This window comes from Corallococcus sp. AB032C, from assembly GCF_003668935.1.
GTDB lineage: Bacteria > Myxococcota > Myxococcia > Myxococcales > Myxococcaceae > Corallococcus > Corallococcus exiguus.
The window spans coordinates 56,867-71,530 of sequence record NZ_RAWP01000030.1 but is presented as its reverse complement, the minus strand read 5'-3'; the positions used below and the strand labels follow the sequence as shown (position 1 = coordinate 71,530).

Here is a 14,664-nt window from a genome sequence, read left to right as displayed (position 1 = left end):
TAGCCCCTGCCGCGAACCAGCGAGGAGCGCGGATGCAACAGCGTTGCGTGTGGGTGGGAGCGGATCCGCTGTACCAGACCTACCACGACGAGGAGTGGGGCGTGCCCGTGCGCGACAGCCGCGCGCTCTGGGAGATGTTGATGCTGGAGGGCTTCCAGGCGGGGCTCGCGTGGATCGTCATCCTGCGCAAGCGCGAGGCCTTCCGGAAGGCGTTCAAGGGCTTCGACCCGAAGGTGGTGGCGCGCTTCACGGAGAAGGACGTCACGCGCCTGATGGCGGACGAGGGCATCGTCCGGGCACGCGCGAAGATTGAGGCGACCATCGGCAACGCGCGCGCCTATCTGAAGATGCAGGAGGCGGGCGAGGACTTCTCCGCGTTCGTCTGGGGCATGGCGGGCGGGAAGCCCCTCCGCAATGTGTGGAAGGGCCGGGGCGACGTGCCGGCGAAGACGGAGCTGTCGGAGGCGTACGCCAAGGCCTTCAAGCAGCGCGGCTTCAAGTTCGTGGGGCCCGTCATCGTCTATGCGTGGATGCAGGCCACCGGCATCGTGGATGACCACACGGTGGATTGCTTCCGGCACGGCGTGCGGCACCGCTGAAGTGAAATGATGGAAACCCCTGGGAGGAATGCAATGCGGATCAGCGTGACGAGCGTGATGGTGGATGACCAGTCCAGGGCCCTGAAGTTCTACACGGAGGTCCTGGGCTTCGTGCTGAAGGTGGACGTCCCAATGGGGCCCAAGGACCGGTGGCTGACCGTCGTCGCGCCGGACGCGCCGGAGGGCACGCAGATTCTCTTGGAGCCCATGGGCTTCGCGCCCGCGCGCGTGTTCCAGAAGGCGCTGTTCGACGCGGGCATCCCGTTGACGTCGTTCGGCGTGGACGACTGTGAGGCGGAATATGAACGCATGGTGAAACTCGGCGTGGTGTTCCGCGGCAAGCCCACCGTCATGGGCCCCGTCACCGTCGCTGTCTTCGAGGACACTTGCGGCAACCTCATCCAGATAGCGCAGGTCTGAGCCGTGTGTTGAAGCCCCGGGCCCCCGGGGTGTTGCGCTAGCGTGGAGCCATGTCTTCGGAGCGCAGCAAGGGTCGTGTCCGCACGGTGGAGGAAGGGTTGGGGCGGCTCTCCTCGCGCGATGCGGGAACTCGCGAGGAGGCGCAGTCGGCGTTGGAGGAGCTGCTGGTGTCCGGGGAGCCAGAGGCGCGGGAGCGGACCGCGCGGGCGCTCCTGCTGGAGCTGGGGCGGCCCGGGACGGCGGTCACGGAGCCCCTGCTGTTCCTGTTACAGCGCAGCTGGTGGCCTCCGCAGCCGGGCCTCACCGGGCTCGCCGTCCAGAGCGTGCTGGCTTCGCTGACGCGGATGGAGGCGGACGCTCCGGCGCTGGAGAACGCCGCGAGCGTGCTCGCCGGGGTGTGCCGGGTGGATCCCTTCCAGCTCGCCGCGCTGGACGGGCTGTTCCAGCACCCGAGGGCCTCCGTGCGCGGCGCCATGGCGCGCGTCGTGGGCCGGCTGGGAACCGCCGCGGCGTCGGAGCTGCGCCAGCTGCTGGCGCTCCTGGAGGACGAGGAGGCCGTGGCCCTCTCCGCACTGGAGTCCCTGGCCGCGCTCGCCCCGTTGGCGCCGGACCTCACCGCGCCCCGGCTGCTGGAGCAGGTGCGCGAATCCGACGGAGCGCGCCTCTACCTGGCCCTGGTGTCGCTGCGGGGCCTGCTGGAGGAGCTGAACGGAGAGGCGCGGCCCGCGCCCGCGTTGCCGGACCTGGAGTCCGCGCTGCTGCGCCCGATGACCGCGCCGGAAGCCCCCATCCGGCAGGAGGCGGCGGCGCTGCTGGGGTTGAGCGGGCCGCTGTCGCCCGAGGCCATCACGGCCCTGCGTGAGCACCTCCGCGACGAGAGTCCGCACGTCGCGGCCCGCTCCGCCGTGGCGCTGGTTCGCTCCGGCGCTCCGGCGGCGGAGGCCCTCTTCCTGCTGAAGGGCCAGCTGGGCCCGGCCGCGTCGCGGGAGCTCCAGGAGGCCGCCGTGGCCGCGCTGGAGGAAGCGGACCCGGCCCGGTTGGGCCGGGCCAGGGGGATGCTGGAGACGGTGGCTCGCGACGCGGCGGGGCTGACGCGCGAGGCCCTCTTCGAGCTGCTGGGACAGCTCCCCTGACGGAGGGCCCGCCGCGTCCCCCTCGACCCCCTGTCTTGACGGGGTCGCACTTCGCGGCCCAGGATTGGGAATGCAGCACCGTGGGAATAATCCCATGAGGGGGAAACATGGCTGGCTTCTTCGACGAAGAGGACGAGGCTCCGCAGTCCAACACCGCGCGGGTGGAAGAGGTGCGGCTGCGTCCGCGCGGGCCCACTCCGCCCCAGGAGGAGTTTCCGCATCCGGGCCGGAAGCCCGGAGCGGGGTTCTTCTCCGACGCTCCCGAGCCGCTCCGGCGTCCCGGAGGCCAGGCGGATTTGCAGATGCCGGCCGTCATGCCGGATGACGAGGGGGGCTTCTTCGGGGGAGGCCGCTCCCAGACGGAAGACCCCTTCAGCATGCCCTCCTCGGGGGAGGAGCCCGCGGAGGACCCGGTCATGGCCGGCATCGAGGCCGCGGGAAATGGCCGTTCCGCGAGCCAGCAGCAGCGGGACAAGACCTACGACGTCATCGGCAAGGTCGCGGGGGCCGTGGGCGTGGTCTCCGGCGTGGCGGACCTCGTGTATCCGGGCAGCGGCCCGGTCGTGCGGGGCGTGGGGAAGGCCATTGGCGGGGCTGCCGTGGTGGGACGGGGACTGGGGGCCGTCATGGACGACGCCTATGACCGGATCGATTCGAACCGCCACGAGCAGACGCAGGCGGACATCGCGCGGATGAAGGACCAGGCGGCGCGGGACAAGATCAACAAGAACACGCCTCGCGGCCACAACAAGATCACCGAGGACTGAGTCCATGCCCCTGCGCGCACATCCTGTGCAGAAGGAGTCGAAGACCCTCCTCTGCATCAACTGCCCGAACACCCTGCTGACCGTCCCACCCAGCCGCTACACCTTGCAGCCGGACGACAGCTTCGCGACGCCGCAGGTCCTTTCGTTGTTCGCCGCGGTCTGTGACACGTGTGGATACACAGAGCTCTACAAGGAGGGCCCGCTGTTCCAGGGCGGCAGGTCCGAGGAGGGGGAGTCATGAAGACGAAGGTCCTGCTGGCCCCGAAGGAAGACATCCAGTTGCAGTCCCTGGTGGCGACGCGGAGGCCCGATGACACGTTCTTCGGCACCTACCTGGCGACGATGACCAGCAAGCGCGTCTTCGCCGAGGACGCCAACGGCACGCTGCTCTTCAACTTCTACTTGAAGGACATCGCCCGCGCGGAGGTGCGCGAGAGCTTCTGGAAGGGCGACGGCATCCGGCTGCTCCTCCAGGATGGCAACGACTTCGTCTTCAAGCTGATGAAGGACGGCATCTACGAGGACGCGGACGCCGCGCGGCGGTGGGTGAACACCATCAACCAGGTGTTGCTCATCTGGCGCAACCAGGCGCCCGCCCGCTAGGGGCGTGTCTGACGGATGCAGGTGGCGCTCGCCAGAGGCGCTGAGCGCCACCCGCACCGGGCCTAGCACCCCAGGTTGGTGCCGGGGCTCACGCCGAGCAGGGAGCAGAACTGCAGGTACTTGTCGATGCGGCTCTGCACCTGGCCGGGGTTGCGGCCGTAGCACTCCACCGACCCGTTGATGGTGCGGATGGTCTCACCGAAGCCCGCGCCGTTGACGATGGCGTTGTGGGCCGTCATGGAGCCCGCGCCGTTCTGCGTGGTCCAGAACCAGAAGCCCGTGCGCCACGCGGCGTTCGCGTCCTGGGCCAGCAGGTCCGGGTTCGCCTGGAGCGGCAGGCCCAGCGCGTTGCCCGCCGCGCAGTAGTTGCCGTTCCACGACAGCTGCATGGGTCCGCGTCCGAAGTACCGCTTGCCCGGGGCGCAGCTGCACCCCGGAGGGCCCCACGACGTGTCGCAGTAGTCGCCCTTGTTGATCTCCTCGATGTACACGAGCCCGCCCGTCTCGTGTGACACGTTGGCCAGGAAGGCGGCCACCTCGCGCTTGCGCGTGTCGGTGTCACCCGTCGTCGCCAGGCCCGGGAAGCTGTTCGCCGCGGAGATGAGCGCGTCGTACGTGTAGAAGCCGTTGCGGCTGGGGAACATGGTGTTGAACATGTCGCGGGTGAGGATGCCCCCGAAGCCCGAGCCGCCCCCGGTCCCGCCGCCGGAGACCTTGTCGAACGTCCAGCGCTGGTTGTCGCGGTCCGCGTAGAACGGGTACTGGACGATGAGGGTGCCGTTGTCAGGCAAGCCGTACGACAGGTCCATGGCCATGCCGGTGTGGCGCGGGTGGAAGCTGAACTGCACGCCGCCCCGGTTGATGAACTGGAACTGCTGGTTGGCGCCGTCGACGTAGGTCCACTGGTGGAGGACCGCGTTCTCCGCGGTGCTCACCCCCACGATGTCCAGGGCCTTGCCGCTGTTGACGTTGATGATCTTCCAGAACCCGCCCGACGTGGGCGAGATGTGGAACTTCTGCGCGTTGGTGCCGTTGCAGTCCCACTGCTGCACCTTCGCGCCGTCCGCCGTGCTGGACGACGCCACGTCGATGCACTTGTTCGTCCGCACCGAGCGGATGACGTAGTCGCCCTCCGTGATGGTCGACACCACGGCGGCGCTCTCCACCTGGCCCACGGCTTCTTGCGCGGTGTCTCCGGCCTCCGGGCCCGAACAGCCCGCCAGCGCGCCCACGACTCCCAGCAAAGACAGACCGCGGATCATTCCCTTGTGGCTCATGACGTCTCCCATGGGTACCGCCAGCAGATGGAGGAACTCCTGGGAGGTGTATTTGTACGTCCCAGGTAGACTTTGTTTTCTGAAAGAACAAAGTCTCCTGGCTTCATGCCATCAGGCTGGATATCCAGTCAATCCGGGGAATCCGAAAGACGCTTCAGGAAGCGCTCCGTGAAGAGGTACGCGTCCCCCGGCCAGCGCGCGGACACGTAGCGCCCGTCCTCCACCACGAAGGCGGGCGCGTGGTCCGTCGCGGTGCCGCGCTTGGACAGGACGCGGGGGCCTCGCTCGAAGTGGCTCGGGTCCGCGAGCGCGGCGGCGACCTCCTCCTCCACGTACGCGGGATAGGTGCGGTAGTAGCGGCCCAGCTTCCACGCGGTCAGCAGGTACGCGGAGCGCTCCATGTACTTCGGCAGGCACGTGGTGCGCGTGCCGTGGAGCACGCTCTTGCCGGTGGCGGGGTCCTTCGTGCGCGCCAGCACCAGCACGCCGTGGCAGATGGCCGCCACGGGCCGCTGGAGCGCCCAGAACGCCGCCACCTTCGCCTGGAGCGCGCCGCTGCCCAGGTACTGCCGCATGCCCGGCGCATGGCCTCCAGGCAGCAGGAGCGCGTCGAAATCCGACGGCGTCACCGCGTCCCAGGTCAGAGGCTTCTGGAAGGCCTGCGTGAGCGTGAGGTCGCCATAGAAGCGCTTGGGCTCCGGATCCGCGCCCAGCTGTCCGAAGAGCACGCCGGTGAGCAGCAGCGGATCCGCGGCGGGCATGTGGCCCTTCTCCGTGGCGAACACCACTTCGTGGCCCGCGTCGGTGAGCAGGCGCCAGGGGACGGCCACCTCGGTGACGTCGAAATCATGATCGGGCAGCGGGACGAGGACGCGGCGAGCAGAGGCCATGCGGCCAGTCTTTCCCGCGGTCCCGGGGCTGACAAGCGGTCAGGAGCCTCGCTCGATCTCCATCCGGTAGCCCACGCCGCGCACGGTCTGGATGGAGAAGCGTGAGGCGCTGGTCCACTTGAGCTTGCGCTTCAGGCTGGAGACGAAGTTGTCCACGGTGTGTGGATCCACCACCACGTCCGTGCCCCAGACCGCGTCCAGGATTTCGTCGCGCTTGAGCGCCCGCTCGCGCTCCTTCAGGAAGAAGGACAGCAGGTCGAACTCCTTGCGCGTCAGTTCCACCTCCGCGCTTTCGGGGGACTCCACCCGCCGCCGGTCCAGGTCCACGCTGTAGCCCGCGAAGCGCAGGACCTTCGCCGGGGCCACGCCGCCACTGCGCTTCAGGTGGGCGCCCACACGTGCGAGCAATTCGCGCAGCCGGTAGGGCTTGCCCAGGTAGTCCTGTGCGCCGGACTCGAAGCCGCGCACCACGTCCTCTTCCAGCGTGCGCGCGGTGAGCATCAGCACCGGCACGCCCAGGCCTTCTTCTCGCAATGCGCGGCAGAGCGAGTAGCCGTCTCCATCCGGCAGCATCACGTCCAGGAGGATGAGCTGGAAGTCGCGGCGGGACAGGTGCTCGCGCGCCTCCTTCACCGTGGAGGCCTCCTCCACGGCGTAGCCTCCCTGGTGCTCCAGGTTGTCGCGCAGTGCGAGCCGCAGGTTCGGGTCGTCCTCCACGACGAGGACGGTGGGGGCGGCGGTGGTCATGCGTTGCTCCGGGCCTCGGGGCGGTACTCGGGAAGGGTCAGTTCGAACGTCGTGCCTTCGGTGCTGGAGGCCGCCACGCGCAGCGTGCCTCCGTGCAGCCGGGCAATCTTCCGGCACAGCGCGAGCCCCAGTCCGCTGCCGGGCACCTCGCGTCCGTCGCGGCCGGACAGCCGGTAGAACTCGCCGAAGACGTGCTCCCACTCGGACGCCGGGATGCCGGTGCCGTTGTCCGTGAAGTGCACGCGCCCTCCGGACAGCGTCTGGACGTGCAGGCGCACGGGGCTGCGGGTGTTGTACGCGCATGCGTTGCGCGCCAGGTTCGCCAGCAAGAGCCGCAGGAGCTGCGCGTCCGCGTTCAGCTCGCGAGCGTCCACGTCCGCCGTCAGCTCCACCGGCACCGGCGCGCCGGACTCCAGGTCCCGGCGCAGGTTGGAGACCAGCTCGTCCAACCGCACCGGCGCGAGCTTCGGCACCCAGCGCCCCTTGTCGATGCGGTTGAAGGACAGCAGGTTCTCCACCAGGAAGCCCAGCCCGTCCGCCTCACGGATGATGCGCGCGGGGTAGTCCTTCGCGTCCGCGCCCTCCGCCACCCGCCACTCCAGCGTCTCCGCGAGCAGGCGGATGGAGGCCAGCGGCGTGCGCAGTTCGTGCGACACCGTGGCCACGAAGTCGCTCTTCAGCTCCAGGAAGCGGTACTTGCGCTGCTGCGCCACGAAGGCCAGCACCGCGATGGTGAGCGCCAGCGCCGCGCACAGGACCAGCATCAGCGTCTTGAGCCGGTAGCGGCTCTCCAGCGCCTCTTCGCCCCGTGTCCACTCGGACGACTCCACCGCCACCGGCAGCGACGTCAGCGTCAGCACCGGCGCATCCCCCGGCAGGGTCACATGTCCGTCCGCCTTCAGCAGGCCGCGCTCCCGCATCTCGCGGGTGAGCCCCGCCAGGAGCCCTGACAGGTCCAGCGCCAGCCCGCGTACGTCGGCCCCCTGGAGCGGCTCCAGGTACCAGCCGGACCGCGCCAGCACCGGCTCCCGCACGTCCTCCGGAAGGGGCAGCGGCGTCGCGGCCAGCTCGCGCGTCCTCGCTTCGAAGTCCGCCACCGGCACGCCCACGCGCGTGGAGAGCGCCACCACCTTTTCGCGCAGGAAGTCGAAGTCCTCTGGCGTGAAGCGCGAGCGCTTGAGCAACAGCAGCCGCTGCAACCCCTCCAGCCGCCCACCGCCCTGCCCATCCAAGAGCCCGTCGCGCACCAGGGCCCGCATCAGGTCCGGTACCACGTCGCCCCTCGCTGCCACGTCCTCCAGCACCACCAGCATCGAGGGCAGGTCCCTCGTGGACGCAAGCACGAAGCGGGCTCGGTGCTGGAGCAGCGCCATCAGCGACAGCTGCGTGGCCTTCCGGTCCTTCGCCTTCAGCGATTGCTCCACCAGGGCCATCCGCTCCAGTCGCTCCTTCCACGGCCCTTCGTCCTCGTCCGCGACCTCCGTGCCCGCGCGCAGCCGCGCGTAGCGGTCCTTCGCGAGCGCATCCCCAGCCGTGTCGAACTGCGCCAGCCGGGGCAGCACCTGCTCCCCCTGTTCCCGCAGGTACAGCCCCGGCGTGGCCACGAGCGGATCCTCCTTCGCCGCCGCCAGCGTGCCGCGCGCACCCTCCAGGCCTTCGCGCAGCGCCTGCCCCAACGATGCGCGGGCGTACTGCTCCAGGGCCTCGCGCCGGGTGCGGAGCGAGGCCCGCGCATCCTCGCGTTCGGCGGCGAAGATGCGGTGGAGATAGCCCAGGCCGACCGCGAGCCCGGCGAGGCCGAGCACGAGTGCGACGAGGGTGGGCAGCAGCCTGCGCGGCATCCGGACAGTCCCTACTTGATGGTGGGGACGCGGTCGGCGTCCATCGTGCGCACCGGCGCGAAGGACTCGAAGCGGTCCTCGCGGCGGTCCAGCTTCTTCGCCAGCCGGATGAGGTTGCCCAGCTCCACCACGTCCGCACGGGTCTTCAGAGTCGTGCCCAATTCCTCCCACAGCGACACCAGCGCGTCGTAGGTGAGCGGGCGCGCCCAGTAGGAGCCGCGCAGCTTCTCCGCGAAGGCGGCGGCCACATAGGACAGGCGGGTGGGGGACGCGGCCTTCTCATACGCGGGGCGCAGGAGCGTCACGGGCATGGCCTTCTCGATGAGCTTCGAGCTGCCGCCCTCCGGGGCCTTGTAGCGGATGCGCAGCGTGCCGAAGTTCGTCTGCGCCGGGTCGCGCAGCTTCACCTCGTAGAGCGCGGTGACGGCGTGGCCCGCGCCCACCTCGCCCGCGTCCACGCGGTCGTCGTTGAACTGCTGCTTGGTGAGCAGCCGGTTCTCGTAGCCGATGAGGCGGTAGCGGGACACCGTCTTGCGGTCGAACTCCACCTGGAGCTTCACGTCCTTGGCCACCACCTGGAGCGTGCCGGTGAGGTTCTGCACGAAGATGCGGCGGGCCTCCTCCAGCTTGTCCACGTAGGAGTAGTTGCCCTCACCCACCTGGGCCAGCCGCTCCATCAGCACGTCGTTGTAGTTGCCCATGCCGAAGCCCACGGTGGACAGGGTGATGCCCGCCGCCGCCTTCTCCTTCACGAGCGCCCAGATGCCATCCGCCTCGGTGACGCCGTTGTTCGCCACGCCGTCCGAGCAGAGGATGACGCGGTTGATGCCGCCCTTGAGCATGTGGCTCGCGGCCAGCGTGTAGCCCAGCTCCATGCCCGCCTGCGCGTTGGTGGACCCCTCCGACTGGACATTGTCGATGGCGCTCAGGATGAGCGCCTTCTGCGTGGCATTGGTAGGGGCGAGCACCTGATGGGCGGTGTCGCCGTAGACGACGATGGACACCTGGTCGCGCTCATCCAGCGCGTCCACCAACAGGCGCAGCGAGCGCTTCACCAGGCCCAACCGGTTCTCCATGTTCATGGATCCGGACACGTCGATGACGAAGACCAGGTGCCCCGGCTTGCGCTCGGCGCGGCTCACGTCGCGCGCCTTCACGCCAATGTGCACCACCTGGTAGCCCTTGCGCGCGGGGGAGGGGAAGCCCTCCACGTTCACGCTGAAGGGCGCGTCCGGGGCATTGGCATAGCCGTAGTCGAAGGTGTTGACGAACTCCTCCACGCGCACGGCCTGCTCGTCCGGCAGCGCGCCGCGCTCCAGGTAGGCTCGCGTCAGCGCGTACGACGCCGTGTCCGTGTCCACGGAGAAGGTGGAGAAGCGCTCCTCCTCGGTGTCCACGGTGGGGTTCACGCCGTAGCCCTTGAAGTACATGTCGAAGAAGCGCTGGTTCTTCGGGGCCACGGTGCGCTCCGGCGCGGGCTGCGGCGTCGGCAGCGCCGAGGCCTGGGGCGCGCGGTAGACCGTCTGCGGCGTGCCGTCCGGGACGACGACGTGCATGTACGGCAGGGCCCAGGACGGGGCGCGCGCGCGGTCGTTGTTGCTGTTCGGATCTCCGTCGCGCGACGGATCGTTCGTGGTCAGGCCGTCATACACGTAGCGATTTCCAGGCCCAGACGTTCCGATGCCGACACCGTAGGAATCCGATGCCTTCGACGGCGCCGACTCCGCCAGGGATTCGAAGTTGCGCGTCGCACCACCCTTGCCCACCGGGCGCGCCACCGCGATGCGCCGGATGAACTCCTGGTCCACGTTGACGCCCGCGTTCGTGGAGCCCACGCCGATCTCCGGCGGGCCACTCACGATGGTCTCCGTCGACGGGACGCTCTCGGGGATCATCTCCACGTTCACGCGGATGGTGCGGTTGGGAGGCAGCGGGACTTCAGGGCGGGCGTAGGGCCTGTACGATTCCTTCTCGAACCGCACTGTGTACGTACCCACCGGAAGCTGGGGGATGCGGTAGTTCCCCTGGGCGTCCGTGATGACCGTCTGTTCGCCCTGCAGGCTCGGCGAAATCGCCGTGACGACCACGTCCCCCACGGGCTTCTTGGTCTCGGTGTCAATCACCGTGCCGATGATGACGCTCGTGGCGGCGGTGCCCGCGCCGGGCTGGGCCAACACGGGCGCGGCGGGCATCATCAGGAACAGCGGCAGGGTGCTTCTCAGGAGGGACTTCAGCATGGACCACCTCTCGCGCATCAGGGTGGAGCCATCATCCAGATGCGCCCCGCATCGAACCGCATGGGGGGCTCGTCTCCTCATCATGGTTTCATCATGAAGGGAAACCGTGCCGGGGGCGCGGTGTCTGATTAGAAAGGCCGTCCATGACGGCACTCGACACCCTCTTTCCCACCGAAGATCAGATTCCCCCCGGCGTGCGGCTGCCTGCCTATCTGGAGCAGCGCGAGTACCTCGTGGGAGGCGAGCTGCGCACCTGGGCCGGCGAGCTCAACCCGGTGGCGAGCCCCGTGTTCGTCCGGACCCCGGAGGGGCTGAAGCAGAAGGTCATTGGCGCCACGCCACTGCTCACCTCGCGCGAGTCCCTGGACGCGCTGGCGGCGGCGGTGAAGGCGTACGACTCCGGCCGGGGCGTCTGGCCTTCCCTCAAGGTGGCCGAGCGCATCGAGCACGTGGAGCGCTTCCTCATCGCCATGCGAGCCCAGCGCACCGCGGTGGTGAACCTGCTGATGTGGGAGATTGGCAAGACGCAGCCGGACTCGGAGAAGGAGTTCGACCGCACGGTGGACCTCATCGTGGAGACCATCCGCGCGCTGAAGGAGTTGGATCGCACCTCGTCCCGCTTCGTCCAGGACCAGGGCATCATGGCGCAGATCCGCCGCGCGCCCATGGGCGTGGCCCTGTGCATGGGGCCGTACAACTACCCCCTCAACGAGACCTTCAGCACGCTCTTCCCCGCGCTCCTGATGGGGAACACCGTGGTGTTCAAGCCGGCGAAGTTCGGCGTGCTGCTGGTGCGCCCGCTGCTGGAGGCGTTCCGGGACTGCTTCCCACCCGGCGTCATCAACATCATCTACGGCCGGGGTCGGGAGACCGTGGGCGCGCTGATGGAGAGCGGGCAGGTGGACCTGTTCGCCTTCATTGGCACCAACAAGGGCGCCAGCGAACTGAAGCGCATGCACCCGCGCCCGCACCGCCTCAAGTCCGTGCTGGGCCTGGACGCGAAGAACCCGGCCATCATCCTGGAGGACGCGGACCTGGATAACGCCGTGAAGGAGTGCATCACCGGCACGCTGTCCTTCAACGGCCAGCGGTGCACGGCGCTCAAGCTGCTGGTGGTGCACCGGAACATCGTGGACGCGTTCCTCGCGAAGTTCACCGCCGCCGTGGACAAGCTCAAGCCCGGCATGCCCTGGGACCCGGGCGTCGCCGTCACGCCGCTGCCGGAGCCGGGCAAGGCGACGTACCTCCAGGGGCTGGTGGATGACGCGGTGTCGAAGGGCGCGCGCGTGGTGAACCAGACGGGCGGGCAGGGGGCCCGGTCGTTCTATTCACCCACGGTGGTGTACCCGGTGACGCGCGACATGCGGCTGGCCACGGAGGAGCAGTTCGGTCCGGTGGTGCCGGTGATGGTCTTCGACGACGACGCGGAGGCCGTGCAGTTGGTGGTGGAGTCGCAGTTCGGTCAGCAGCTGAGCCTGTTCGGGAAGGACTCCGCGCGCGTCGGGCGGTTCATCGACGCGTTCTCCAACCAGGTGGGCCGCATCAACCTCAACTGCCAGTGCCAGCGCGGGCCGGACACGTTCCCGTTCAACGGCCGCAAGGACTCCGCGGAAGGGACGCTGTCCGTGGCGGACGCGCTGCGGGTGTTCTCCATCCGCACGTTGGTGGCGACGAAGACGACGGCGGACAACACCGCGCTCGTCCAATCCATCCTGACTCGCAGAGAGTCGGATTTCCTCACCACGGACTTCCTCTTCTAGTCCCGCCTCGGCCCCGGGTGCTAAGCCTGGGACCATCCCATGGCGCCGCGCACCACGACCCTCGAGCTGCACAAGGAAGAGATGAAGTTCTCCGCGGGGCACTTCACCATCTTCTCCGCCACGCACCGCGAGAACCTGCATGGGCACAACTTCTCCGTCTACGTCGCGCTGACGGGGGAGGTGGCCGACGATGGCCTGCTTTCGGACTACGGCCCGCTCAAGCAGGCCATCATCCATCGCTGCAAGGCGTGGAACGAGACGTTCTTCCTGCCCGCCCACTCCAAGCACCTGCGGCTGGAGCGGGACGCCCAGGGCAACCACGTGGCGCACTTCAACGGCGAGGAGCTGCGCTTCCTCGCGCGCGACGTCACGGTGCTCCCGGTGGCCAACGTGTCGCTGGAGGAGCTGGCGCGCGTCTTCGGCGAGGAGCTGGTGGGCGACGGCAGCGGCATGGCGCGCGACCACATCAGCGGGCTGGTGGTGAAGTGCGCCTCCGGCCCTGGACAGTGGGCCTCCTGGGAGTGGAAACGCGATGTCTGATCAGGTCCTCATCACCGGCGCCAGCCGGGGCATTGGCCGGGCGGCGGCGGAGCGCTTCCGCAAGGAGGGCTGGCGCGTCATCAACGTGTCGCGAAGCCCCTGCACCGTGCCGGACGTCATCAACGTGCCGGTGGACCTGGCCGTACCGGGCTGGGAGCCCGCGGTCGAAGCGGCGCTGCGCGACGGCGCCGGACCAGGGCGCTTGTCCGTCATCCACAACGCCGCCCTCTACGAGCACGACGACGCGCTGACCATGGACGCGGACCACCTGCGCCGCGTGCTGGAGGTCAACGTCGTGGCCCCGCTGGTGCTCAACCGCCTGGCGCGGCCGCTGCTCACGGACGGCTCGTCCCTGCTCTACGTGTCATCCACGCTGGGGGAGAAGGCCGTGAAGGGCGTGGCGTCCTACGTGACGACCAAGCACGCGCTCATCGGGATGATGCGGGCCACCTGCCAGGACCTGGCGGGGACCCAGGTCCACACCGCCTGCGTCTGCCCCGGCTTCACGGACACGGAGATGCTCCGCGAGCACATGGGAACGGACCCCGCGGTCCGGGCGAGCGTGGCGGGGATGACGACGTTCGGGCGGCTCATCACGCCGGAGGAGATTTCCGGCGTGCTCTACCTCTGCGCAACCACCCCGGTCCTGAATGGCGCGGTCATCCACGCCAACCTGGGCCAGATAGAGCGCTGAAGCCGGCTTTCAGCCTTCCGCGGCGTAGACGGTGCACGAGGACGTGCAGGTCTCCGCCACGCGGATGCGCGCGACGGTGGTGCCGGGCACGTTCACGCGCTCGAAGAGCCACGCGGCCAGCAGCTCGCTCGTGGGGTTCTCCAGGCCGGGGACGTCGTTGAGCAGCCGGTGGTCCAGCTGCGCGTGGAACGGCTGCCAGGCGGCGTTCAGCTCCGCGAAGTCCACGATCCACCCGAAGTGCGGATGCACGGGGCCGCGGAGGGTGATTTCGATGCGGTAGCTATGGCCGTGCACCCGCGAGCACTTGTGCCCTTCCGGAACGTTGGGCAGGCGGTGCGCGGCCTCGAAGGTGAACTCCTTCGAGATTTCAGTGACGAGGGTGGGCTTGTTCACGGATACGGCCTCCATTCCGGCGGCCTTGTATCCGCGTTCCCCCCTTGCGTCCACGGCTCGTCTCAGGGGGCGGGCAGTCAGACGCCGAGTGCGGCTCCCAGCCGTGCGAGCACATTGCATGGCTGCTGGCCCCAGGGGCCCATGTCGAGTGGGAGCGGTTACCTGCGGGCGGCGCGCGGCTGCGCGAGGGGCGCGCGCTGTTCCCGGCGGATGGGGAGCCGGAGGAGCTGGGCGTAGCGTGCGAGCCGGTCCTCGAAGCGCCGGGCATCGCGGCCCCAGTGCACGACAACATTGCGCTCCGGGTTCTTCCGGTGCGTCAGCGCGATGCCGTACTCGTCCTGCGCGCCAATCCAGTCCGGGTGGTGGCGCCGCTCGCAGTCGAGGCCGGCGTATTGGGCCAGGGGCTCGCTCCAGGTGAAGGCGCTCAGGGCCCCGCCACCGTGCAGCGACACCTCCGAGGCCGTCACCACCACCTCCAGGCGGGTCGTCAGGCACCGCACGATGAGCGTCCCGGTCACGAACAGGCCCAGGACGCCCACCAGCGGCAGCATCCATTGCTCGCGCAGCAGGGCCAGGGACAGGCCCTGGTCCAGTGCGTAGGCGACGGGGAGCACGACCAGCAGCACCAGCCCGAGCAGCGGCCACACGACCTGGCCGAGCAGCGGACGCGTGCGGAAGCGCAGGGGAAGGTCACCCCCCATGTCCATCTTCTGTGGAACCGGTGAAAGCACTTCGAAGAAGGACATGGGGCCGGCGTCTCGGG

16 protein-coding genes are annotated in these 14,664 nt (G+C 69.1%); 9 read left to right on the top strand and 7 right to left on the bottom strand.

Going from position 1 to position 14,664, the window contains the following annotated elements:
- Window positions 1-32: 32 nt before the first annotated feature.
- From D7X99_RS15815 to D7X99_RS15790, 6 genes are all read left to right on the top strand, one after another.
- A complete protein-coding gene (locus tag D7X99_RS15815) occupies window positions 33-599 on the top strand; it encodes a DNA-3-methyladenine glycosylase I (protein WP_121778541.1) in 567 nt (188 codons plus the stop codon).
- 33 nt (window positions 600-632) lie between these two features.
- Complete coding sequence (locus D7X99_RS15810; RefSeq protein WP_121778540.1) at window positions 633-1,019, top strand: VOC family protein; 387 nt, start codon at window positions 633-635, stop codon at window positions 1,017-1,019.
- A gap of 50 nt (window positions 1,020-1,069) precedes the next feature.
- Window positions 1,070-2,152: a hypothetical protein gene (locus D7X99_RS15805; RefSeq protein WP_121778539.1), complete on the top strand. Its 1,083-nt coding sequence runs from the start codon at window positions 1,070-1,072 to the stop codon at window positions 2,150-2,152.
- Window positions 2,153-2,259: 107 nt separating this feature from the next.
- Window positions 2,260-2,919 carry a hypothetical protein gene (locus D7X99_RS15800; RefSeq protein WP_121778538.1) on the top strand — a complete coding sequence of 220 codons (660 nt, stop codon included), beginning with the start codon at window positions 2,260-2,262 and terminating at the stop codon, window positions 2,917-2,919.
- A gap of 4 nt (window positions 2,920-2,923) precedes the next feature.
- Entirely contained in the window at window positions 2,924-3,160 is a 237-nt protein-coding gene (locus D7X99_RS15795; RefSeq protein WP_121778537.1) for a hypothetical protein, read from the top strand.
- Window positions 3,157-3,522 carry a hypothetical protein gene (locus D7X99_RS15790; protein WP_120566647.1) on the top strand — a complete coding sequence of 122 codons (366 nt, stop codon included), beginning with the start codon at window positions 3,157-3,159 and terminating at the stop codon, window positions 3,520-3,522. The genes D7X99_RS15795 and D7X99_RS15790 overlap by 4 nt, the downstream gene beginning before the upstream one ends.
- A 62-nt stretch (window positions 3,523-3,584) precedes the next feature.
- Here D7X99_RS15790 and D7X99_RS15785 read toward each other — a convergent pair whose 3' ends face one another.
- The 5 genes from D7X99_RS15785 to D7X99_RS15765 all read right to left on the bottom strand — a co-directional run bounded on the left by D7X99_RS15785 (window position 3,585) and on the right by D7X99_RS15765 (window position 10,472).
- On the bottom strand, window positions 3,585-4,799 hold the full coding sequence (locus D7X99_RS15785; protein ID WP_121778560.1) for a glycoside hydrolase family 19 protein: 1,215 nt from the start codon (window positions 4,797-4,799) through the stop codon (window positions 3,585-3,587).
- A 128-nt stretch (window positions 4,800-4,927) separates the two neighbouring features.
- Window positions 4,928-5,689, bottom strand: a complete 762-nt coding sequence (locus tag D7X99_RS15780; protein ID WP_120595200.1) for a type 1 glutamine amidotransferase domain-containing protein — start codon at window positions 5,687-5,689, stop codon at window positions 4,928-4,930.
- Between the two features lie 39 nt (window positions 5,690-5,728).
- Complete coding sequence (locus tag D7X99_RS15775; protein WP_121778536.1) at window positions 5,729-6,436, bottom strand: response regulator transcription factor; 708 nt, start codon at window positions 6,434-6,436, stop codon at window positions 5,729-5,731.
- Window positions 6,433-8,277, bottom strand: a complete 1,845-nt coding sequence (locus D7X99_RS15770) for a HAMP domain-containing sensor histidine kinase (RefSeq protein ID WP_121778535.1) — start codon at window positions 8,275-8,277, stop codon at window positions 6,433-6,435. Before D7X99_RS15770 ends, D7X99_RS15775 begins: the two co-directional genes overlap by 4 nt.
- 11 nt (window positions 8,278-8,288) lie before the next feature.
- Window positions 8,289-10,472, bottom strand: a complete 2,184-nt coding sequence (locus D7X99_RS15765) for a von Willebrand factor type A domain-containing protein (protein WP_233613425.1) — start codon at window positions 10,470-10,472, stop codon at window positions 8,289-8,291.
- Between the two features lie 185 nt (window positions 10,473-10,657).
- Between D7X99_RS15765 and D7X99_RS15760 the strand changes: the two genes are divergently transcribed.
- The 3 genes from D7X99_RS15760 to D7X99_RS15750 are packed head-to-tail and all read left to right on the top strand — an operon-like array spanning window position 10,658 to window position 13,508.
- Window positions 10,658-12,274, top strand: a complete 1,617-nt coding sequence (locus D7X99_RS15760) for an NADP-dependent glyceraldehyde-3-phosphate dehydrogenase (RefSeq protein ID WP_121778534.1) — start codon at window positions 10,658-10,660, stop codon at window positions 12,272-12,274.
- Window positions 12,275-12,313: 39 nt separating this feature from the next.
- Window positions 12,314-12,814, top strand: coding sequence for a 6-carboxytetrahydropterin synthase (locus tag D7X99_RS15755; protein ID WP_121778533.1), 501 nt, complete (start codon window positions 12,314-12,316; stop codon window positions 12,812-12,814).
- Window positions 12,807-13,508: an SDR family NAD(P)-dependent oxidoreductase gene (locus D7X99_RS15750; protein WP_121778532.1), complete on the top strand. Its 702-nt coding sequence runs from the start codon at window positions 12,807-12,809 to the stop codon at window positions 13,506-13,508. The genes D7X99_RS15755 and D7X99_RS15750 overlap by 8 nt, the downstream gene beginning before the upstream one ends.
- 9 nt (window positions 13,509-13,517) lie before the next feature.
- Here D7X99_RS15750 and queD read toward each other — a convergent pair whose 3' ends face one another.
- Together queD and D7X99_RS15740 are read right to left on the bottom strand one after the other, a co-directional pair.
- Window positions 13,518-13,916 carry a 6-carboxytetrahydropterin synthase QueD gene (queD, locus tag D7X99_RS15745; protein ID WP_121778531.1) on the bottom strand — a complete coding sequence of 133 codons (399 nt, stop codon included), beginning with the start codon at window positions 13,914-13,916 and terminating at the stop codon, window positions 13,518-13,520.
- A 143-nt stretch (window positions 13,917-14,059) separates the two neighbouring features.
- Entirely contained in the window at window positions 14,060-14,602 is a 543-nt protein-coding gene (locus tag D7X99_RS15740) for a hypothetical protein (RefSeq protein WP_147476162.1), read from the bottom strand.
- Between the last annotated feature and the right edge of the window lie 62 nt (window positions 14,603-14,664).